This window comes from Bradyrhizobium sp. ORS 111, assembly GCF_045571485.1.
Classification (GTDB): Bacteria; Pseudomonadota; Alphaproteobacteria; order Rhizobiales; family Xanthobacteraceae; genus Bradyrhizobium.
Genome location: NZ_CP120701.1, coordinates 4913158 through 4933253, shown reverse-complemented (window position 1 = coordinate 4933253; position 20096 = coordinate 4913158). Strand labels below are relative to the sequence as shown.

General features: G+C 64.1%; 17 protein-coding genes. 7 read left to right on the top strand and 10 right to left on the bottom strand.

The window, feature by feature from the left end:
• Positions 1-2: 2 nt before the first annotated feature.
• Both P6U30_RS23060 and P6U30_RS23055 read right to left on the bottom strand, forming a co-directional pair.
• A complete protein-coding gene (locus P6U30_RS23060; RefSeq protein ID WP_407165196.1) occupies positions 3-1547 on the bottom strand; it encodes an indolepyruvate oxidoreductase subunit beta family protein in 1545 nt (514 codons plus the stop codon).
• Positions 1544-3706: a thiamine pyrophosphate-dependent enzyme gene (locus P6U30_RS23055; RefSeq protein WP_407165195.1), complete on the bottom strand. Its 2163-nt coding sequence runs from the start codon at positions 3704-3706 to the stop codon at positions 1544-1546. The genes P6U30_RS23060 and P6U30_RS23055 overlap by 4 nt, the downstream gene beginning before the upstream one ends.
• Before the next feature lie 269 nt (positions 3707-3975).
• Between P6U30_RS23055 and P6U30_RS23050 the strand changes: the two genes are divergently transcribed.
• The 6 genes from P6U30_RS23050 (at position 3976) to P6U30_RS23025 (ending at position 10242) form a co-directional block, all read left to right on the top strand.
• On the top strand, positions 3976-5151 hold the full coding sequence (locus P6U30_RS23050) for an acyl-CoA dehydrogenase family protein (protein WP_407165194.1): 1176 nt from the start codon (positions 3976-3978) through the stop codon (positions 5149-5151).
• Between the two features lie 66 nt (positions 5152-5217).
• Positions 5218-6345, top strand: a complete 1128-nt coding sequence (locus tag P6U30_RS23045) for a cupin domain-containing protein (protein WP_407165193.1) — start codon at positions 5218-5220, stop codon at positions 6343-6345.
• A 240-nt stretch (positions 6346-6585) separates the two neighbouring features.
• A complete protein-coding gene (locus P6U30_RS23040) occupies positions 6586-7497 on the top strand; it encodes a fumarylacetoacetate hydrolase family protein (RefSeq protein WP_407165192.1) in 912 nt (303 codons plus the stop codon).
• A gap of 21 nt (positions 7498-7518) precedes the next feature.
• Entirely contained in the window at positions 7519-8154 is a 636-nt protein-coding gene (locus P6U30_RS23035) for a flavin reductase family protein (RefSeq protein WP_407165191.1), read from the top strand.
• Positions 8155-8176: 22 nt separating this feature from the next.
• Entirely contained in the window at positions 8177-9268 is a 1092-nt protein-coding gene (locus tag P6U30_RS23030) for an NAD/NADP octopine/nopaline dehydrogenase family protein (protein ID WP_407165190.1), read from the top strand.
• Positions 9269-9300: 32 nt separating this feature from the next.
• Complete coding sequence (locus P6U30_RS23025) at positions 9301-10242, top strand: 3-hydroxybutyryl-CoA dehydrogenase (protein ID WP_407170514.1); 942 nt, start codon at positions 9301-9303, stop codon at positions 10240-10242.
• Between the two features lie 15 nt (positions 10243-10257).
• Here P6U30_RS23025 and P6U30_RS23020 read toward each other — a convergent pair whose 3' ends face one another.
• On the bottom strand, positions 10258-11079 hold the full coding sequence (locus tag P6U30_RS23020) for a phosphotransferase (RefSeq protein WP_407165189.1): 822 nt from the start codon (positions 11077-11079) through the stop codon (positions 10258-10260).
• 343 nt (positions 11080-11422) lie between these two features.
• On the opposite strand from P6U30_RS23020, the gene dapD reads away from it, so the two are divergent.
• Positions 11423-12394, top strand: coding sequence for a 2,3,4,5-tetrahydropyridine-2,6-dicarboxylate N-succinyltransferase (gene dapD, locus P6U30_RS23015; protein WP_407165188.1), 972 nt, complete (start codon positions 11423-11425; stop codon positions 12392-12394).
• A gap of 480 nt (positions 12395-12874) precedes the next feature.
• On the opposite strand, the gene P6U30_RS23010 is transcribed toward dapD, so the two are convergent.
• The 7 genes from P6U30_RS23010 to P6U30_RS22980 form a co-directional block, all read right to left on the bottom strand.
• On the bottom strand, positions 12875-13792 hold the full coding sequence (locus tag P6U30_RS23010; protein WP_407165187.1) for an NADP-dependent oxidoreductase: 918 nt from the start codon (positions 13790-13792) through the stop codon (positions 12875-12877).
• Between the two features lie 71 nt (positions 13793-13863).
• Positions 13864-14409 carry a carboxymuconolactone decarboxylase family protein gene (locus P6U30_RS23005; RefSeq protein WP_407165186.1) on the bottom strand — a complete coding sequence of 182 codons (546 nt, stop codon included), beginning with the start codon at positions 14407-14409 and terminating at the stop codon, positions 13864-13866.
• A 35-nt stretch (positions 14410-14444) separates the two neighbouring features.
• The gene (locus tag P6U30_RS23000; RefSeq protein WP_407165185.1) at positions 14445-15125 is read right to left on the bottom strand and encodes a nitroreductase family protein; all 681 of its coding nucleotides are present in this window, start codon (positions 15123-15125) and stop codon (positions 14445-14447) included.
• 125 nt (positions 15126-15250) lie between these two features.
• Entirely contained in the window at positions 15251-16207 is a 957-nt protein-coding gene (locus P6U30_RS22995; protein WP_407165184.1) for an AraC family transcriptional regulator, read from the bottom strand.
• 359 nt (positions 16208-16566) lie between these two features.
• On the bottom strand, positions 16567-17280 hold the full coding sequence (locus P6U30_RS22990; RefSeq protein WP_407165183.1) for an ABC transporter ATP-binding protein: 714 nt from the start codon (positions 17278-17280) through the stop codon (positions 16567-16569).
• Positions 17277-19046 (bottom strand): ABC transporter permease subunit, encoded by a 1770-nt coding sequence (locus tag P6U30_RS22985; RefSeq protein WP_407165182.1) that lies wholly within the window; start codon positions 19044-19046, stop codon positions 17277-17279. Before P6U30_RS22985 ends, P6U30_RS22990 begins: the two co-directional genes overlap by 4 nt.
• Positions 19043-20086: a branched-chain amino acid ABC transporter permease gene (locus P6U30_RS22980; protein WP_407165181.1), complete on the bottom strand. Its 1044-nt coding sequence runs from the start codon at positions 20084-20086 to the stop codon at positions 19043-19045. Before P6U30_RS22980 ends, P6U30_RS22985 begins: the two co-directional genes overlap by 4 nt.
• Positions 20087-20096: the final 10 nt, after the last annotated feature.

The window sequence follows — 20096 nt, the reverse complement described above, 5'->3', positions numbered from 1 at the left end:
CCTCAGGCGTCCTCGAACAGCGTCTCGACGGTGCGCAGCGCGCCGTCGAGTTCGGCGCCATCGGCGTCCTTGAGCGCGACCTTGGTCAGCCGCTGCACCCATTCGGCGGCGTCGCGCCGGCCGGCCAGGCGCTCGGAGGCGCGCATCACCTTGTCGAACTTGGATTCGCCGCGGGTATGCGTATCCGAATAGCCGCCGACGAGACGGCGGGCTTCACAGACGGCAGTTGCAAGCGCGGGATCGCTTGCCGCAAATCTCTGCACGTGCTGCGCCCACGCGTCGAGATGGCGCATCTCGCGAGCGTGCCGCAGCGTGCCGCGACGGAAGCGGCGCAGGCCGGCAACGCAGTACAAAAGCAGGAAAGACGGCGGCGCGCTGGTGCGCAGCTTGCGTCCACGATCGATGAGCCGGGCGAGGTGTTTGCTGCGCTCCAGCTTCTCGCCAAGCCGCGGCGGCAGGAGTCCGGCCATTTCTTCGATCCGCGGATGAAAGAACTCGGTGATGGCGAGGACTTGATCGTCGCCAGCCCGTACCTCGCGGCGCACCCGGTTGAACCTCCCTGCGCGGGTCTTGAGATCGGCGACGCGAATGACGTCGTCATAGGCCATCGCCACCGCGAGATACTTGGCAAAGGCCTGCAACAGGCCGGTCGCGTCGCGCGGCAGGGCTTCCAGCCGCTCAAGGTACTCGTCGCCGTAGGCGACGTCCTGGAAATCGACCACGCGTTGCAGGCCGGCCGCAACGATGCCATGCAGCTCGGCGGGCAGCTTCCGTGCCCGCGCGACCAGCGCGTCGTAGCCGGCATGACCGATCGGCTCGAGGCTCGGAAAGCGCTTTGCGGGTGCCGGTTTGGCCGCGGGCTTGACCTTCGGGTCCTGCTTGAGCGCGGCGGCGCTACGCTCGCGGCCGGCGGCGAAGGCGCGCAGGCTGGCATCGACACCGACACCGGCGGCTCGAATCGTGGCTTCAAAATCCTCGATCGCGAAGGGCAGGGCGGCTGAGCCCGCCAGTGCACCGAACAGCACGGCGGAGACCACGCTGCCGGTGGCATCGGCAATCTCGGCCATGTCGAATGCGATGAAGCGATTGGCTGCGACATTCGCGGCCTCGTAAACCTGCGCCGCATCGGCGGTGCCGTCACCGGGCGCGGTCTTCTCGATCACGGCCAGAGAGCGGTGTGACGAGCCGATCAAGAGCGTTCGGTCGGGCGAAACCAGTCCGCGCAGGATGGCGCGGCCGGCTTCCATCAGCTCGGCGCCGATGACGACGTCGACCTTGCCAGGCGCCGGCATCAGCGACAGCACAGGGTGGCGGTCGGGCCTGCTCGCATCGGGTGCGATCATCTCGATGTAGTAGATGGTGGCGCCGGTGCGCTGCGCGACGCCGGGCACCGACGTCGATTGTGCGTACCAACCGCGGCGCTCGGCCAGCGCAACGATCCAGTCGACCAGGACGCCGCCGCCCTGGCCGCCCATCGCGAGCACCGCGACGCTGATCGGGCGCGCTTGGCTGAGGCCGATGGAGGAGGGTGCGACGGAGACGTTCATGCCGCCTCCTGCTCAAACGTGACCCGCCGGCCCGCCCGCCAGCGCTGCAAGGCGCCGATCAGTTGCCGCCAGAGACGGTCGAGCCTCATCTCGAACGCGGTCGGATTGGACACGATGTCGGCGCGATAGAAGGAGGGACACAGCACGGCGGCGTCCGCGACCTCGCCGCAGTGACCACAGCCGACGCAACTGTTGTCGACGGCAGCGACCGGATTGTCCTTCAGCGGATCGCTGGTCGGTTTCACCGATAGCGATGGGCAGCCGGACAGTCGGATGCAGGCGTGGTCTCCGGAACAGACGTCTTCATCGACGCCGAAGCGCTCGCGCACGATCCGCTCGCCGCGTTTGGCGGCGGCCGCCGCCAAGGGTTTCACCCGCCGCTGCTTGTTCAGCATGCACTCGGACGAGGCGACGATGATCTTCGGGCCCTTTTCCTCGGTCGTCAGCGCCTCGCGCAGCGTATCCCGCATTTTCGTTACGTCGTAGGTGCGGTCGATCTGGCGCACCCATGTGGCGCCGACACCCTTCACCGCCTCGACGATCGGATGCTTGGTCGAACGCGAACGGTTGTTGGCGCGTGAAGAGGGAATGTCCTGGCCGCCGGTCGCGGCAGAATAGTAGTTGTCGACCACGACGATCACGCCGTCGTGCTGGTTGAAGACGGCGTTGCCGACACCGCTGGTCAGCCCGTTGTGCCAGAAGCCGCCGTCGCCCATCATCGAGATCGAGCGTTTCCCCGCCGGTACGTTGAAGGCCGATGCCGACGCGGGGCCGAGGCCATAACCCATCGTGGTGGCGCCGATGTTGAACGGGGGCAGGATCGAAAACAGGTGGCAGCCGATGTCGGCGGCGACATGATGCGGGCCGAGCTCCTTTTCCACCAGCTTCATCGCGGAAAAGATCGGCCGCTCCGGACAGCCGGTGCAGAAGCCCGGTGGCCGCGGCGGCACCACGTCGGCCAGCGCGCGGATCTTGTCGTCGACCTCGACGCGGTCGATGTTCGGCGCGCGCGCGGAATCCGGCAGCGCATCGGGCCGCCAGCGGCGGATGAAGGCGCCGATCGCCTCGTTCATCACTTGCGCGGTGTACTCGCCGGCCATCGGGAACAGGTCTTTCCCGTGCAGCTTCGCCGGAACGTCCGCATTGCGCAGGATCTTGTGCAGTGCCTGTTCGATGAATTCGGGCTGGCCCTCCTCGACCATCAACACGGCCTTCTTGCCACGGCAGAAGTCGATCACCTCGCGGTCGACGATCGGGTAGGTCACGTTCATCACATAGAGCGGCACGCGCGTCTCGCCCCAGACATCGGCGAGCCCGGCCTCGCGCAGCGCCGTGATGACGCCGTTGTACATGCCGCCCTGCATGATGATGCCGATATCGTCGAGATCGCCGTTGAAGGTCTCGTTCATGCCGCGGGCGTGGATGAATTCGATCGCCGCAGGCCAGCGCTTCTCGATCTTCTCCTTTTCGTGCAGGAACGAGGCCGGCGGCAGCACGATGCGATTGGTGTCGCGCGACGGCTGGTCGAGCGCGCGGGACAGTGGAAAGCTCGGCCGGACATTGTCGCGAGTGGCGAACCGGCCATGCACATGGCAGGCGCGAATCCGCACTTCTAGCATCACCGGTGTGTTCGACGCCTCTGATAGCTCGAAGGAGTCCCGCACCGCCTTGACGATCGAAGCCACGTTGGGCCGCGGATCGACCAGCCAGAGCTGCGATTTCATGGCGAAGGCGTGCGACCGCTCCTGCATGATGGAGGAGCCTTCGCCGTAATCCTCGCCGATGATGATCAGCGCGCCGCCGGTCACGCCGCCCGAGGTGAGGTTGGCGAGAGCATCGGACGCGACATTGATGCCGACCGGAGCCTTGAAGGTGACCGCGCCGCGGATCGGATACATCACCGATGCGGCCAGCGTCGCCGCCGCTGTTGCCTCGCTGGCACTGGATTCGAAATGGACGCCGAGATCGGACAGAATGTCCTGCGCGTCGGCGAGCACGTCCATCAGATGCGAGATGGGGGCGCCCTGATAGCCGGCGACATAGCTGACGCCGCATTCGAGCAAGGCCTTGGTGATGGCGAGGATGCCTTCGCCGCGAAATTCCTGGCCGGCGCCGAGCTTGAGGTCTTCCACCTCGCGCGCGAAAGAGCGTTCTGCCATGCTCGTCTCCTCGGCCATCCGCGGTGTTCCGCAAGACCGAATATAGTTTAGTCATCAAACAAAAATGATGTCAATTGGACTCGCCGGCGCCGGTGCGCGGACTACGGCAGAATATCGGTTTGCGTGCATTGCGAGCTTGTTTCGCAGGCTTTATGCACGATGCCGCGCTCTGCGCTGCGATCGGCACTGCTTGACATGATATTTTAATAGTGAAACATTATTGACGCGCGTTGCGCTTGGCGGCGTGCGGGCCTTTGCGGGAGAGTCACATGACCCCGGTTTCGCCACCACGCGGGCCGTCGCGCGAGCACCTCGCGTGGCCGTTCTTCGAGTCCCGCCACCGCGACTATGCAACCGCGCTCGACGCGTTTGCCGCCGATCTCGGCGACACCCATGGTCATGACGTCGACGGAACCTGCCGCTCTCTGGTTCGCAGGCTCGGCGCCGCAGGCCTGCTCGAGGCATCGGTCGCCGGCGATCAGATCGATGCCGTGATCGATTCCCGGATGATCTGCCTCGCCCGCGAGACGTTGGCCTGGCACAGCGGGCTTGCCGATTTTGCCTTTGCGATGCAGGGGCTTGGCACGGGCGCGGTGGCGATATCAGGTTCGCCCGAGTTGCGTGCGCTGGTGCTGCCGAAGGCGCGCCGCGGCGAATGGGTGGCGGCCTTTGCCTTGTCGGAGAAGGAGGCTGGTTCTGACGTCGCCGCCATGAGCTGCAGTGCCAGACGTGAGGGCGACCACTACATCCTGGATGGCGAGAAGACCTGGATTTCCAACGGCGGCATTGCCGACGTCTATACGCTGTTTGCGCGCACCGGCGAGGCGCCGGGCGCGCGCGGCATTTCGGCTTTCGTGGTTCTGCCTGATGATCCCGGCTTTTCGATCGCCGATCGCATCGACGTGATGGCGCCGCACCCGCTTGCGACGTTGCGGTTCGAGGGCTGCCGGATTCCGGCGGCCCGGCTTTTGGGCTCGCCGGGCGAAGGCTTCAAGATCGCGATGCGCACGCTCGATATCTTCCGTGCGTCGGTTGCTGCCGCTGCACTCGGTTTCGCCCGTCGCGCGCTCGATGAGGCGACGGCGCATGCAAAAAGCAGGCGGATGTTCGGCGGGGTGCTGGGCGACCAGCAATTGACGCAGGCCGCGCTCGGCGACATGGCCGCGGGCGTCGATGCCAGTGCGCTTCTGACCTATCGGGCCGCATGGCGGCGCGATGTGCAGAAGGCGTCCACCACCCGCGAAGCGGCGATGGCGAAGATGGTTGCGACCGAGACCGCGCAGGCGGTGATCGACCGCGCGGTGCAGATGTTCGGTGGCCGCGGCGTGCGCTCGGGTGAGATCGTCGAGCAGCTCTATCGCGAGATCCGCGCCTTGCGCATCTATGAAGGCGCGACCGAGGTCCAGAAGCTGATCATTGGACGCGACGTCCTGAAGGGGGCCTGATCAAGGATCACGTCGGGGTCAATTGACGTCGTGGCGACCGACTAGGCGCCAGCACGGGAGGGCGAGATGGGTACGAAAGCGCGCGAAAACCATCGGGAAGACGTGGCCGGACGCGCCAATGTCGAGGATACGCCTGAACTGCTCGCCTACTATGATGAGCTCGAAAGGCTGGACACCGGGGCGCTGTGGACGGTCGCCAACAAGATCGAGCCCTGGCAGCCCAAATCGTCTTCCGTTCCGGTGCTGTGGCGCTATGAGGATCTCCGCGCACACGTGCTGCGCTCCGTCGAACTGGTGTCGCCGGAGAAGGCCGGGCGGCGCGTGATCTATCTGAATAATCCCGGCCGCCGCGACCACGCCGCCGCGGTTGGCTGGCTCTATTCGGGTCTGCAAGTGATGCATCCGGGCGAGGTCGCGTCCGCCCACGCCCATTCGGCATCCGCGCTTCGCTTCATCATGGAGGGCGAGGGTGCCTACACCATCGTCGATGGTCACAAGATGACGCTCGGCGCCAACGACTTCGTGCTGACGCCGAACGGCACCTGGCACGAACATGGCGTCTCCAGCGACGGCACGGCCTGCATCTGGCAGGACGGTCTCGATATTCCCCTGGTCAACGCGCTCGAGGCCAACTTCTATGTGGTCCACCCCGACCTGCAGCAGAGCGTCGGCTATCCCGTCGATGACATGACGCACACCTGGGGCAATCCGGGCCTGCGTCCGGCGGGTGCTGAATGGTCGAGGGGATACTCGCCACTGCTGAAATACGAGTGGGGCCCCACCTATGAGGCCCTGCAACGCTATGCCAAGGCCGCCGACGGTTCGCTCTTTGACGGCGTTCTCATGAACTATGTGAATCCGGTGACTGGTGGTCCTGTCATGCAGACGATCGGCGCATCGATGCAGATGCTGCGGCCCGGTGAAAGCACGCGCGCCCATCGCCACACCGGCAGCTTCATCTATCAGGTCGCCAAGGGACGCGGCCATTCGATCATCGACGGCAAGCGTTTCGACTGGAAGGAGCGGGACATCTTCTGCGTGCCATCCTGGGCCTGGCATGAGCATGTGAACGCCTCCGCCAGCGAAGACGCCTGTCTCTTTACCTTCAACGATCTGCCGGTCATGCACGCGCTCGGGCTCTATCGTGAGGAAGCCTACGGCGACAATGGCGGTCGCCAGCCCCTCATCTCCTAGGCAGGGCTATCGCATATGGGATTCGCGTGGCAACGACGTCGGCAGTCGGCTCCCTCTCCCGCTTGCGGGGGAGGGCTGGGGTGGGGGCTCTCTCCACGAGTCGTACTGTGGAAAGAGCCCCCATCCGCCGCGCGCTGCGCACGCGTCGGCCTCCCCCGCAAGCGGGAGAGGCGAATGGAGCCGGCGGACAGCCTCCGCAAATGTCATATGTGATTATCCTGGTGTCCTAGGAGAGAATCCGTGCGTCTCGTCACCTTTCGCAGCGGCGTTGAAGCTGCCGCCCGTCTCGGCGCGGTTGTCGACGATCTCATCGTGGACGTCGAGAAGGCAGGGCAGCATGCCGGGGCTTGCCTTCCATCATCGATGCTGGATTTCGTCGATCTAGGACCACCGGCGCTGGCGGCGCTCAAGAGGCTATTGAACGAAGGCAAAGGCGGTTGGCCGGTCGGCGCTGCATTGCCGCTTGCCAATGTCCGCCTGCTGGCGCCGATCCCGCGTCCCCGCAAGAACATCTTCGGCATCGGCCTGAACTATGTCGAGCACGTTGCGGAGTCCTCGCGCGCCCTCGATACGGCAAGGGACCTGCCCAAGCAGCCCATCATCTTCTCGAAGCCGCCGACCAGCGTCATCGGACCGGGCGAAGCGATCCATCACGACAAGAAGATCACCCAGCAACTCGACTGGGAGGTCGAACTTGCCGTGGTAATCGGACGGACCGCGCGCCGCGTGGCGGAGGCCGACGCACTCGGCTTCGTGTTCGGCTACAGCGTGATGATCGACGTCAGCGCGCGCGACAATCGCCGCGCCGGCCAATGGATCTATTCCAAGGGCCAGGACACCTATGCGCCGTTTGGGCCATGCATCGTCACCGCGGACGAAATCGCGGACCCTCACGCGCTCGATCTCTGGCTGACCGTGAACGGGGTCGAGAAGCAACGGTCCAACACGCGCCACATGCTCTTCAGGGTACCGCATCTGATCGCGGATATTTCGGCCGCGATGACGCTCGAGCCGGGCGACATCATCGCAACCGGCACCCCCGAGGGCGTCGGCGCCGGGCGGAGCCCGCAGGAGTGGCTGTGGCCCGGCGATGTGGTGGAGGCGGAAGTGACGGGCATCGGCCGCCTGCGCCACCCGGTGGTGGCGATCTGAGAGGTCGCCATGATCTTCGACATGGAGACGCTGGAAGCGGAGAACCGCTACAAGATCCTGACGGCCACGGTGACGCCGCGGCCGATCGCCTGGGTCACCACGCTCTCCGCAAACGGCGTGATCAATGCCGCTCCTTTCAGCTTCTTCAACGTGATGGGGCACGAGCCGCCCACCATCGCGATCGGGCTCCTGGCGGGCGCGGATGGCTTCAAGGACACCGCCGCGAATATTCTCGATACCGGCGAGTTCGTCGTCAATCTCGTCGGCGAGCGCAACGCCGAAGCCATGAACATCACCTGCATCGATGCGCCGCCCGAGATCGATGAGCTCCGGCTGGCCGGATTGACGCCGGCGGCTTCGCAGGCCGTGCGCCCGCCGCGCATTGCGGAATCGCCCGTGTCGTTCGAATGCCGGGTCCTCGCGTCGCTGGTCACGGGGCCGCGGCAGACCGCCGTCATCGGCCGCGTCGTCCGCGCCCACATCGATGACGCGGTGATCCTGGATAAGGAGCGCTGCCACATCAACACCCAGGCGTTGGGTCTGATTGCCCGCATGCACGGCAGCGGCTGGTATGCGCGCTCCACCGACTTGTTTCAGATTGATCGCCCGACCTGGGCGGCCTGGCAGGAACAGCAACTCAAAGCGAAGCCTGCGTAACGGTTTGAACTGGGAGGGCATCTTGAAGATCGCAGTGTTGGGTGGAGGCAATGGTTCGTTCGCGGCCGCGGGCGATCTCACGTTGGCCGGGCACGACGTCACGCTATGGCGACGCAATCCGAAGGATGTCGAGGCGCATCGGGCCCAGGGCGGCACGATCACCGTCATCGATCGGTCGGGCCGCCGCGATGCCAGGCTCGCGGCCATCACCGCGTCGATCGCAGAAGCCGTCGAGGCGGCTGATCTCATCCTGTGTCCGGCGCCCGCGTTCGCGCAGCCGGCGATTGCCGAGCTCACAGCGCCGCACTTGCGCAGCGGTCAGGCCGTGTTCCTGCCGCCTGGCACGTTCGGCTCCTACATCTTCGCCCGCGCCGCGCGCGATGCCGGCAATCAGGCAGAGATCGCAACCGCCGAGACGGGGACGTTGCCATGGCTTGCGCGCAAGCAAGGTCCCTATGCGGTTCGCATCTCGGGCCGGGGTGCGCGGCTGCCGACCGGCGTGTTTCCCTCGCGTCTCACCCGCCACGCGCTGGGTGTGATCGGGCGCGCGTTTCCGAATGCGATCGAACCGTGCGGCGATGCGCTCTCAGGGGCGCTTATGAATGCCGGCCCGATCATCCATCCGCCGCTGATCACGATGAACGCCGGTCCGATCGAGCATTTTGATAAGTGGGATATCCACAAGGAGGGAACCCAGCCGGCAATCCGCCGCGTCACTGATGCGCTCGACGCCGAACGTATCGCGATTCGCGAGGCGCTTGGCTATCGAGGTCCGCATTTCCCTTTGGCTGACCACTATTCACGCGATGGCGAGCCCTGGATGTATGCGCGCGACGCGCATGAGCAGCTCACCGATTCCGGCGACTGGTCCGAGCGGCTTGTTCTGACCGAGCACCGCTACATGCTGGAGGACCTGCGCCTGGGTCTGTCATTCCTCGCCTCGGTGGGCGATCTTGCTGGCGTGCGGACACCGCTGGTGAAGGCGTTCCTCGCGATCGGCTCTGCCGTGGCCGGCGAGGATTTCACGGCGACCGGCCGGACCCTGGCCTCGCTCGGCCTTGGAGATCTCGATAGGGCTGCATTGCAAAACCTTCTCACGGAGGGCTTTCGATGAAGCCGGTCATCGGATGCCTCGGTGCCGGACGAATGGGGCGCGGCATTGCGGTGGTCTTCGCATTCGCTGGGCACCGGGTCGTGGTCGTGGACTTCAAGGAACGGGACGCATCGGCATTTGATGCGCTGGCGGCCGACGCTACGGCGGAAATCCGCGCGACGCTCGATATTCTCTCGCGCATCGATCTCCTGCCGTCGGAGCTTGTGTCCACCATCGCCGAGAGGATCACGATCGTGTCCCGGCAGGAGGCGGCCGCGGCGCTGCCGCGCTGCGATGTCATCTTCGAGGGGATGCCGGAAATCCTCGACCTGAAGCAGGCTGCGTTGGCCGAGGCCTCGCGGCTTGCCGGCGAGGGTCCGATCATCGCCTCGACCACGTCGACGATCCTGGTCGATGACCTCGCCGGATCGATCGAGCACCCTGGTCGCTTCCTCAACGCGCACTGGCTCAATCCGGCCTTCCTGGTGCCGCTGATCGAGCTGTCGCCCGGCAAACGCACCGCACCTGAGACCACGGCGCGGATGAAGGCGCTGCTCGAAGGCATCGGCAAGGTGCCGGTGGTCTGTGCGGCGCGGCCGGGCTTCATCGTGCCGCGTATCCAGACGCTGGCGATGAACGAGGCGGCCCGCATGGTGGAGGAGGGCGTTGCCTCGGCGGAGGATATCGACAAGGCCGTCATCTATGGCTTCGGCTTCCGCTTCGCCGTGCTGGGCCTGCTCGAATTCATCGACTGGGGCGGCGGCGACATCCTGCATCACGCCAGCCGCTATCTGGTCGAGGCGCTGGGCAATAGCCGTTACGCCGCGCCGGAGATCATCGCGTCGAACATGCGCGAGGGACGCATCGGCATGAAGACCGGGCAGGGCTTTATGAACTATGACGGCGTCGACCAGGCCGCCTATCGCGAGCAGCGCCTGGCGGCCTTTGCCTCGGCGCTGCGGGCCATGGGTCTGGCGCGCGAGCCTGTCGCGTAACGCGCGCTGAAGAAATCAGTCCTGCGGGCGCAGGGCCGCTTCGGCTCGCTGCATCATGCGCTGCCAGCGCTCACTTGTCGGCCCGCCCATGATCAGGAAGTAGCGGACGATCGCGATCGGCAGCCAGGCCTCCATCGCCTGCGTCAGCGCCGCGATCGGCGTGCCCGACAGCCGCGCGTATTCGGATTGCGCGGCCGCATTGATTGCAAGCGGCCGCTGCGGATTGTCGGTGACGTCGAGGGCGAACTCGGTCAGGCTGATGTGAGTGAACCCATGATCGAGGGCCGCAGGCGCGCGGATCGAGAAGGTCCAATCGATCAGCCGCGGACCATCCGTCGTCATGATCACGTTATTAGGATGGATGTCGCCATGGCACAGCCCGTCGTCCGGCTGCTGCAGGCGGTCGATCAGCGCGAGGATGCCGGAGGCGATGTGCTTGGGCACGATATCGCCCGAGCGCCTGAAGGTGGTGTCCATCCAGCCGCGCAGATGGAAGGTCTCTGGCGGTGGCGACAACCTGTGAACGGACAAGCCGAGGGACGCGATGATTGCGCCCGCCTGGGCGAATGTCACGGCGCCGCTGCGCGTGAGCTCCAGCAGGGTCGGCCCGTCGAGGCGGCCGAGCACGATGCCGAAGCGTCCGTCCAGCGTCACCTCGCCGAACACCTCCGGCGCAGGCGCGCCGGCGGCGAAGACTGCGCGGGTCATCCGCGCCTCTTGCTGGCCGAGCCGCGGCGGGAAGCCTTCCTTGAACAGTTTTACGACCTGACCTGGCGCCCAGGCGTGGATGTCCGCCGTGCCGCCCTGATTGATCTTCTCCCCGAGGAATCCCCGCATCGCCCGTCCTCCCGCTGGTCGCGACCAAACACCGACGGCGGGCAAAAGAGAACGCTCCTGCGATCCTGGCTGCCAGCCATGATCGTGGCTTGTCCCCGGCCGCAGCGTTTGCCAGAATCGCAAAGCCTCGCGGCGGTGTGAGACAAGTCCGGTTCTGGCTCTTAGCTGACCATCTGTATGACCATCGGGAACGTCGGCTCTGCGGGGTGAAGCGGAAGCCCTCCAAGTCGGTCGCTATCGGCAGCTTTTGACCCTGAGCGGACGTGTTCGAGTGTCCTAAGTTGCCATTTCTGCGAGAACTCGCGTATGCACTACGTGTTGGATCATAGCGCGAGAAATTCAAATGACGATGGAACTGGGAGGCGCGAGAGGAGAGGGATTTGCGACCATTGCCGCTGATGGTCGTGTGTTGGATTCCTGGTTTCTTCGGCTAGAGTTGGTTGCGCAGGCCGACAAGGCGGCAACGGTGCGGCTGATGGGCAACGAGATCAGCAGATCGTTGGGTGAGTCGGCGGACGGATATGCGCGACACGACGACATCCGCAATGTCGACATCGTTTCCATTCGCACGGAAATTGCCTCCCTTGCATCTGCGCCGACTGATGTGCACGACGCATATCTTCGACTCCATCTACTGAGCCACCGGCTCGTCCAGCCCAATTGCCTGAACCTTGAAGGCATTTTCGGTCTGTTACCTAACGTTGCCTGGACGACACTCGGTCCCTGTGAATGCTCTCGTGTGCCGGAGGCGCGAATCCTGGCGCGAAAGCGTGCTCTCGCGTTTGAGGTGACCGGCCTGGATAAGTTTCCGCGCATGACTGATTATGTGACGCCTGCGGACGTGAGAATTGCAGATGCGGATCGCGTAAGACTCGGAGCCTACTTGGCTCCGGGCACAACCGTCATGCATGAAGGCTTTTGCAATTTTAATGCTGGTACGCTTGGTGCCTGCATGGTCGAAGGCCGGATCAGCGCCGGCGTGGTTGTGGGAAGCGGCAGCGACGTTGGTGGCGGAGCGTCTATCATGGGCACTCTGTCCGGAGGAGGGAAAGAGAGGATTACAGTTGGTGAGCGCTGCTTGATCGGAGCCAACGCCGGTATCGGCATTTCATTGGGGGACGATTGCATCGTCGAAGCGGGCTGTTATGTCACGGCAGGCGCGCGCATCCGTTTGGAAGATGGCCGAGTCCTGAAAGCTAGAGACCTCTCGGGCCAGAAGGGTCTTCTTTTTCGCCGTAATTCCCAGAGCGGCGCTCTTGAGGCAACCAGACGTACACCAAATTGGGACGGCCTCAACGCGCAACTTCACAGCTAGGCAGTTCAATCGAAGAGGTCGTCGGCGACAATTGTGATGTGTCAGTGATGTCGCCTTCTGGCCCTTTTTCGGACACCTCCCGCGCTTGTCTCGACGTCGGCTAACAGGGACATTTCCGACGTGATCGGCGCTGGGGCGAAGCGACACTCGTGACCCCAGGCGGACTGACGATTACATCCTCCGCCTGGAGGCCGGACTATCGCATATGCCGCGTTGGGCGGCTGCGCACATACTCGGCCTCGTGGTTCGAGACGCGCCGCAAGCGGCGCTCCTCACCATGAGGGTCTACTAGTGTGCCGCAAAACGAGACCTCATCCTGAGGAGCCCGCCAAAGGCGGGCGGTCTCGAAGGATGGCCGCAGGCGCTCTTCTCCCAAATGCGATTCCCCTTCGCCTGGAAGTGCGCCAAGGCACTTGCCATGATCCAGAAGCGGAACGATGACTTGCTGGGGAGAGCTGAATCGTTCGTTCTGCCAAGCCGTTACGAGCGGACCTGAATGATCGTCTTGCCCTGGCGTCGCTGCGCCGAGCTGAAGGTGGCGACAGCATCGTCGAGGGAGGAAACCTGTCCGATGTTTGTCCGCAGCCTTCCGTCCCGCACCCTCTGGATGATCTCGCTCAACTGACGACGATCGGCCTCCACGACGAAGTCGATGGCCAATCCGTCCAGCGGCCGAGCCTCCGCCGGGCCGACGACACTCACCAGCGTCCCTCCGGCTTTAATAAGGGCTGCAGACTGCTTCTGGATGTCGCCGCCGATGACGTCGAAGGCAAGATCGACGCTGCCGGCATCCTTGAGCGCGTCGTTCTCGAGGTCGACGAATTCATTGGCGCCGAAGTCGAGCGCTTTCTGTCGGTCGGCTGCGCGTCCCGTTCCGATGACATAGGCACCAGCCTCTCGTGCGAGTTGAACCACCATAGAACCGACCGCGCCCGCCGCACCATGCGCGAGCACGCTCTGGCCTGCCTGAAGATGGCCGTGCTGGAAAAGCCCCTGCCACGCGGTTAAGCCCGAGATCGGCAGGCTTGCGCCCACCTTGAAATCGACGTCGCCCGGCAATGGCGCGAGATTGCGCGCCTCGATGGCAATATATTCAGCGAGCGTGCCGTCGCGATACCAGTCGGCAAGGCCGAATACGCGCTGTCCCACCGACAGTCCCGTCGTGCCGTAGCCAAGCGCCGTGACTATGCCGGCGAATTCGTGCCCAGGGATCGACGGAGTTCTGTCCCGATCGCGACGATCGGTCCATGTCGAGGGCCACTCCAATTCCGTCGGAACGAATCCAGATGCGTGAACCTTCACGATCACGTCGTTGATCGCTGGTTGAGGTTCGGGCCGGTCCACCAGCTTCATCCCGGCAAATCCGGCAGCCTGGTCCGTCACAATAATCGCTTTCATCTTCGACTCCTGTATGTGTGATGTCGTTTCAGATTCCGAGCTTCCCGGTCTGCGAACCGAGAGCACCGTGCTCAGATCGAGCCGGCCGGTGCCACCGCGGGGAAGTCCTTGTCCGGATGGAACACGTTGTTGAAGAAGTTCGTCAGCGAATACATGGCCACAAGCGCGACGATCTCCATGATGTTCGCATCCGTGTAGCCCGCATCGCGGACGGCTTGCAGATCGGCGTCCGTGACATGGCCACGGCTCTCGATGATCTTGCGTGCAAACTGCACGGCGGCATCCCGCTTCGGGTCCCTGGCGTGACCCTTTCGGGCGAGGATGATGTCCTCGGCCGGCAGCTTTGCCATATGCTCCGCCGTGAAGCTGTGCACCGTCAGGCAGTAGTCGCAGCCGTTCACTTCGGAGACCGCGAGGCCGATGCTGTCGCGCGTCTTGACGTCGAGCGCCTTGCTCAACGAGCCGAGCAGAGTGGCCCATGCGTTGAACGCGATCGGGCTTTGCGCGAAGGTTGCCATCATGTTTGGAGTAAACCCGATGTTCTTGGTGAACGTATCGAGGGTTGGTTTCGAATCGGCCGGCACATGTTCCGGCTTCAGAGCAGCAGCTCTCGCCATGACATTTCTCCTGCAATGATTGACTTCGGGGTTGGTTATGCGAAGTGCAGCACATCGGCCACGGGCAGGCGCGGCTTCTGCGGCCAGTTGCCAGGCCGCTCCGGCCCGACGGTCAGCAGCATGACCGGGACTTCGTCTTCGGCCAGGCCGAACTCTTTGTGCACGGCCTCTGCATCGAAACCGATCATCGGTGTCGACCCCAGGCCTAGCGAGCGGGCTGCATAGATGATAGCTGCGGCACCGAAAGTCGCGGAGCGTACGGCCTCGTCGCGCTGGCGCTGCGGTTGATTGTCGTACAGACCGCGCGCAGGTCCTTCCCATTCCGGCACCATATGTGCCGGCATGATTCCGGCTTCCACGACTGGCGCCAGGCGCTCAGGGACGGTGCTGGCATCGGCCAACTGGCCGATGATGATGAAGGTAACGGCTGCTTCGGTGATTGCGGGCTGATTCCAGGCGATCGGTCGGAGCCGTGCCTTTGCTTGCGGTGAGCGCACGGCGATGAAGCGCCAGTTCTGCAGATGGAAGGATGTCGGCGCCGAAGTCCCGATCCGCACCAGGTCGCGGATATGATCATCGCTTAAGGTAGCGGTCGAGTCATAGTACTTGGCAGCACTGCGGCTCAGAATGGCTTCGAGCACGGCGTTTGTCGGCAGCGGCCCCGCGAGCGAACGGGAGGTTTCGGGATCGGCAGCGATTGTAGCGGTGTAGTTCATTGGGTGACTCCCTCATCAAGTGATTACGGAGCCCAACTTACGGATAGCGTTGATGATTTCGAGCCTCTATTGGCTCAAAATGATGCGCAAAAGGATCATTTGCGCCAGTGTGGATCCCCTCTGGACTACTCGCCGTTGTGTACGTGTCGGCGCCATTCCCCCGGCGTCATCCCCATCCTCTCCGCAAATACGCGCCGGAATGCCGAAACGGATTGATATCCGACCGTCTCAGCCACGGCTTCCGTGCTGATCCTTGGCTTCTTCAGCTCGTTGGCGGCCATACTCATGCGAAGATCGGTCAACAGGTCGAGGGCGGAGCGACCTAACTTGTCCTGAAACTGGCGCATGAATGTCGCCCGTGACATGCCGCATAAATCGGCCAGATCGGGAAGCTTCCAAGGGCGCGCCGGATCAGCGAACATCGCCGCAATGGCCGGTGCCAACCTCGGATTGCCAGCAAGGGCCAACAAGCCTTCAGTGGATTTTCCGGCTTCGCTTGCGGCGCGCAGAACTAGAGTGAATAAGACCGAAGAAAGCGCGTTGAGAATGGCGCGTCCTCCCGCTCGGTCACCAGCGGACTCCATTCGCATCAGCCCGACCAGTCCGGAAAGTTGACTCGATGCCGACGCGATGTCCTCTTCTCTATGATTTTCCAAAGCCCGCACGACCAGATTTGTTGGCAGGTAGTTGCGGATGAGTCGATCATGGGGTGGCACGACGAAAAACCGTCCGCACAGCAGATCCAGTTGCTCACCGCGTCCATCGTTCTCGCTCAACATCCATCCTGCGGAGCCCGTGCTTTCGTGCGTGCTGACTGGCGTTTCGCCGCTGCCGTCGTGCAGCATATGCGCCGAACCGTGAGGGAGCAGCACGATATCCCCATTCCCAAGCTCCTGCACCGTTCTCGAATCAGGGTCCTCGAAAATGGCCCGGCCCTTGACGATGACATGGTACGGGATCTCATTCGCCGCCGCCTTGGGCCAGATAACACGCCATGGTGCTCCGTAGACGCAGCGGACCTCGAGTTGGCCGGTAACGGTGATGATTTGCAGGAGATGACTCAACCAGTCGACTTGAGACATAAGACCTCGAGGGAGTGAAGCGCCGAAGCAGCATATCAAGTTGGCGACGCCTTCGCCGAAAGGCTTGGCGTTCCGTCCTCATAGATCGCGGGAACGAAGGCCAGAACGCTCATTGCGGATCGCAGCGCTGCTTGTTGCGGCGGGGCGCCTCATTCCGGACGCCGCCCCTTGGTCGCCCGGACGTCGGCTGTTGCCCCATCGCGGCATCGGTTGCGATTGCACAAGGCGGTCGGTGTCGGGCGAACCGGACATCGACGAAGATTGATAGAGCACGCGTCCCAGATTTAGTAGGTCGGATGATTGCGAAGCCCCATTTCTACTTTGCATGGGGTTGTTTTCGCAGTTTTTAGTCCCGCTCTCTAATGCCCGCCGAGATAGGCCGCGATCAGTTTTGGATCGTGGATCAGGGTGTCGGCAGGGCCCGACTGGATGATCTCGCCCGTTTCCAGCACATAGCCGTAGTCCGCGGTCTCGAGCGCAGCCCGCGCGTTCTGCTCGACGAGCAGAACCGATACGCCAAGGCTCCGCAACGAGGCGATGGTGCGGAAGATCTCGCGGACGATCAGCGGTGCGAGCCCGAGGCTCGGTTCGTCGAGCACGAGCAGCTTCGGCTTCGCCATCAGCGCGCGGCCGAGCGCAAGCATCTGCCGCTCTCCGCCCGACAATGTGCCGGCGGCCTGCTTGCTGCGTTCCCTCAGCCGCGGAAAGCGATCGAACACGTCATCGAGGCATCTCCGCGTCGCCGAACGATCGCGCAGGCTGTAGGTGCCGAGCAACAGATTGTCGGCGACCGTCATGTCAGCGAAAAGCTCGCGCTTCTCGGGCACGAGGCAGAGGCCACGCTCGACGCGGCCCTCGACGTCGATTTTCGCCAGATCGGTCCCCTGAAAGATCATTCGTCCCGTCGATCGCAACAGGCCGATCGCCGCCATGAGCAGCGTGGTCTTGCCGGCGCCGTTGGGGCCGATCACGGTCACGATCTGTCCCTGCTGGACGGACAGTGAGACGTTCCGCACCGCCTCCACCTTGCCATAGGCGACGGACACATTCTCGATCGAGAGCATCTGTGTCACGCGACGCCTCCGAGATAGGCCTCTTGCACGCGAGCGTCGCTCCGGATCGCCGCCGGCCCGCCCTCGCAGAGCTTCGAGCCGAAATCGAGCACGACGATGCGGTCGACCAGCGACATCACGAACTCCATGTCGTGCTCGACGAGCAGGATGGTCAGGTGGTCCGCGCGCAATGACCGCAGCAGCTCGGCGAGCTTGAGCTTCTCCTGGCGACGCAGCCCGGCCGCAGGCTCGTCGAGCACGAGCAGGGTCGGATCCGCCGCGAGCGCGCGGGCGATTTCGAGCACGCGCTGACTGCCAAGCGGTAGGTTGCCGGCGAGCTCGAACGGCTTCTCGCCGAGCCCGACCCGTTCGAGCTGCTGCAAGGCTTCGTAGCGCGCACTCGCTTCCTCGGCCTGGTTCAGGCGAAAGGCGCCGGCGAGCAGACCAATCCTGGTGCGTGAATAGGTGCCGAGCAGGACGTTATCGAGCAGCGTCATGCGCGGGCGCAATTTGACATGCTGGAACGTGCGCGAGATCCCGGAGCGGGCGATGCGGAATTGCTGGTCACGGGTAATCGACCGGCCGGCGAACTTGATCTCGCCTTGGTTGGCGCGAAGGGCGCCGGTGAGCAGGTTGAACATCGTGGTCTTGCCGGCGCCGTTCGGCCCGATCAGGCCGAGGATCTCGCCGGACCGCACCTCGAAGCTGACATTGTTGACGGCGACCAGGCCGCCAAATCGCCGTTGCGCGCCGCTGACCTTGAGCAGGAGCGAGCCTGGCGCGGGCTGCTCGCGGCGCGGAAGCGGCGCGGCGGCGTCCGGACGAGACAATTTCAGGTCCGGCAGGAAGCCGGCAACGAGCGGCACGATACCCTGTCGCGCCCGTTGCAGAAACAGGATGAACAAGGCCGAGAAGGCGACGATCTCCAACTGGCCCGAGGCGCCCTTCGCGATCAAGGGAAGGTAGTCCTGCACGGAATTCTTCAGCAGCGTCACGATCGCAGCCCCCACCACGCCGCCCAACACGCTGCCTGCGCCACCGACCATCGCCATCATCAGATATTCGATGCCCATGCTGGCGTCGAACGGCCCTGGGCTGACGAAGCGGCCGAGATGAGCGTAGAGCCACCCGGACAGCGCGCCAAGGAACGCAGCAATGACAAATGTCACCAGCTTGATCTGGAACGAATTGATGCCGAGGCTTTCGACCAGCGTATTGCCGCCGCGCAGCGCACGCATCGCGCGCCCGATGCGCGAGTCCAGCAGGTTGTAGCAGACGAGCAGGACCGCCCCGACGATGGCCCAGATCAGGAAATAGATCTGCCAGCTCTCGACCAGGGCGAACGGGCCGATCGAGATCGGCGGAATGCCCGAGATGCCGTTATGCTCACCGAGCCCCTCGATGTTGCCGAACAGGAATGCGATCGCCAGTCCCCAGGCAACCGTGCTCAACGACAGGAAGTGTCCTTGCAGGCGCAGCGTCACGAAGCCGAGGATCGCCGCGACGCCGCCGGTCAGGAGGACGGCCAACACCAGTCCGAGCCAGGGCGAATAGCCGTTCAGTGCGGAGGCCCACGCCGTCGAATAGGCTGCGATCCCAACGAAAGCAGCCTGACCGAACGACACGATGCCGCCAACCCCGGTCAGCAACGCAAGCCCGATGGCCGCGAGTGAGTAAATGCCAATGTAGTTCATCAATGTGATGCTGAACGGATTCAGCACCAGCGGAGCGGCGAGGAAGCAGGCGATCACCGCGGCAATGATGAGGCGAATCTGCGTCCGGGTCATTCCTCGACTTCCTCTTCGGAATGCTGCGAGGCGAGCGAGCGCCAGAGCAGGACAGGGATCAGCAGCGAGAAGACGATGACGTCCTTCAAGGTGCTGCTCTGGAATGAGGCGAAGCTTTCGAGAAGACCGACGCCGAACGCGCCAAGTGCGGCTCCCGGATAGCTGGTCATGCCGCCGATGATGGCGCCGACGAACGCCTTCAGGCCGATCAGGAAGCCTGAGTCGTAGAAGATCGTATTGACTGGCGCGATCAGGATGCCGGACACACCCGCCATCAGCGATCCCAAGAGATAGGCGATGGTCCCGGCGCGCGCCGGCCTGATTCCCATCAGCCGTGCGCCGGTCCGATTGAAGGCGGTCGCGCGCAACGCCTTGCCGATGAGGGTGAAGTCGAAGAACAGAAGGAGCAGGCCGCTGAACACGAGGGCAGCCGTCAGGATCAGCATCGTCTGTCCGGACACATTAACGCCGGCGATCTCGATCGCCAGCGAGGTCAGTGGCTCGGTCCTGACGCCTTCGGGGCCGAAGAACAGCAACCCCAGTCCGACCAGCGCGAAATGGAGCGCGACAGAGACCGTGAGCAACAGGAGCACCGAGGCGTCCGCGATCGGACGAAACACGATCCGGTCCAGCAAGGGCGCGACCGGCATGATCAATAGCAGAGCCAGCACGATCCTGACTGGCATCGGCGGATTGAAGCGCATGCCGAGCCAGACGATGCCGACCGCGAGCAAGGGAAGTGCCAGATAGCCGAGCACGGCCTTCGGTACCGCGCGAAGTTCACCTGCGCGCGCCAGCGTGGTGATCTCCATGACGCAAGCCAGGCAGGCCAGCACGACGACCAGCCCGACCGTCCCGGGAAGCTGCCTCGCGTCGAGCGCCGCCAGCGTCAGGGCGGTGAAGGCCGCAATGTCGCCGAACGGAATGAAAATCACCCGAGTGACGGTGAAGATCAGCACGGTACCGATCGCCACCAGGGCGTAGACCGCCCCGGTCGCTATTCCGTCGATCGCAAGGATCGCTGCGATGTCTGCCGTCATGGTCTCAGCC

Excerpts from the sequence above, each read along its gene's own strand:
- P6U30_RS23000 (WP_407165185.1), bottom strand. The coding sequence starts at position 15,125 with ATGAACTACACCGCTACAATCGCTGCCGATCCCGAAACCTCCCGTTCG.
- P6U30_RS23045 (WP_407165193.1), top strand. The coding sequence starts at position 5,218 with ATGGGTACGAAAGCGCGCGAAAACCATCGGGAAGACGTGGCCGGACGC.
- P6U30_RS23020 (WP_407165189.1), bottom strand. The coding sequence starts at position 11,079 with ATGCGGGGATTCCTCGGGGAGAAGATCAATCAGGGCGGCACGGCGGAC.
- P6U30_RS23010 (WP_407165187.1), bottom strand. The coding sequence starts at position 13,792 with ATGAAAGCGATTATTGTGACGGACCAGGCTGCCGGATTTGCCGGGATG.
- P6U30_RS23050 (WP_407165194.1), top strand. The coding sequence starts at position 3,976 with ATGACCCCGGTTTCGCCACCACGCGGGCCGTCGCGCGAGCACCTCGCG.
- P6U30_RS23035 (WP_407165191.1), top strand. The coding sequence starts at position 7,519 with ATGGAGACGCTGGAAGCGGAGAACCGCTACAAGATCCTGACGGCCACG.
- P6U30_RS23005 (WP_407165186.1), bottom strand. The coding sequence starts at position 14,409 with ATGGCGAGAGCTGCTGCTCTGAAGCCGGAACATGTGCCGGCCGATTCG.
- P6U30_RS23060 (WP_407165196.1), bottom strand. The coding sequence starts at position 1,547 with ATGAACGTCTCCGTCGCACCCTCCTCCATCGGCCTCAGCCAAGCGCGC.
- P6U30_RS23025 (WP_407170514.1), top strand. The coding sequence starts at position 9,301 with ATGGGGCGCGGCATTGCGGTGGTCTTCGCATTCGCTGGGCACCGGGTC.
- P6U30_RS23055 (WP_407165195.1), bottom strand. The coding sequence starts at position 3,706 with ATGGCAGAACGCTCTTTCGCGCGCGAGGTGGAAGACCTCAAGCTCGGC.
- P6U30_RS22985 (WP_407165182.1), bottom strand. The coding sequence starts at position 19,046 with ATGACCCGGACGCAGATTCGCCTCATCATTGCCGCGGTGATCGCCTGC.
- P6U30_RS22980 (WP_407165181.1), bottom strand. The coding sequence starts at position 20,086 with ATGACGGCAGACATCGCAGCGATCCTTGCGATCGACGGAATAGCGACC.
- dapD (WP_407165188.1), top strand. The coding sequence starts at position 11,423 with ATGACGATGGAACTGGGAGGCGCGAGAGGAGAGGGATTTGCGACCATT.
- P6U30_RS22995 (WP_407165184.1), bottom strand. The coding sequence starts at position 16,207 with ATGTCTCAAGTCGACTGGTTGAGTCATCTCCTGCAAATCATCACCGTT.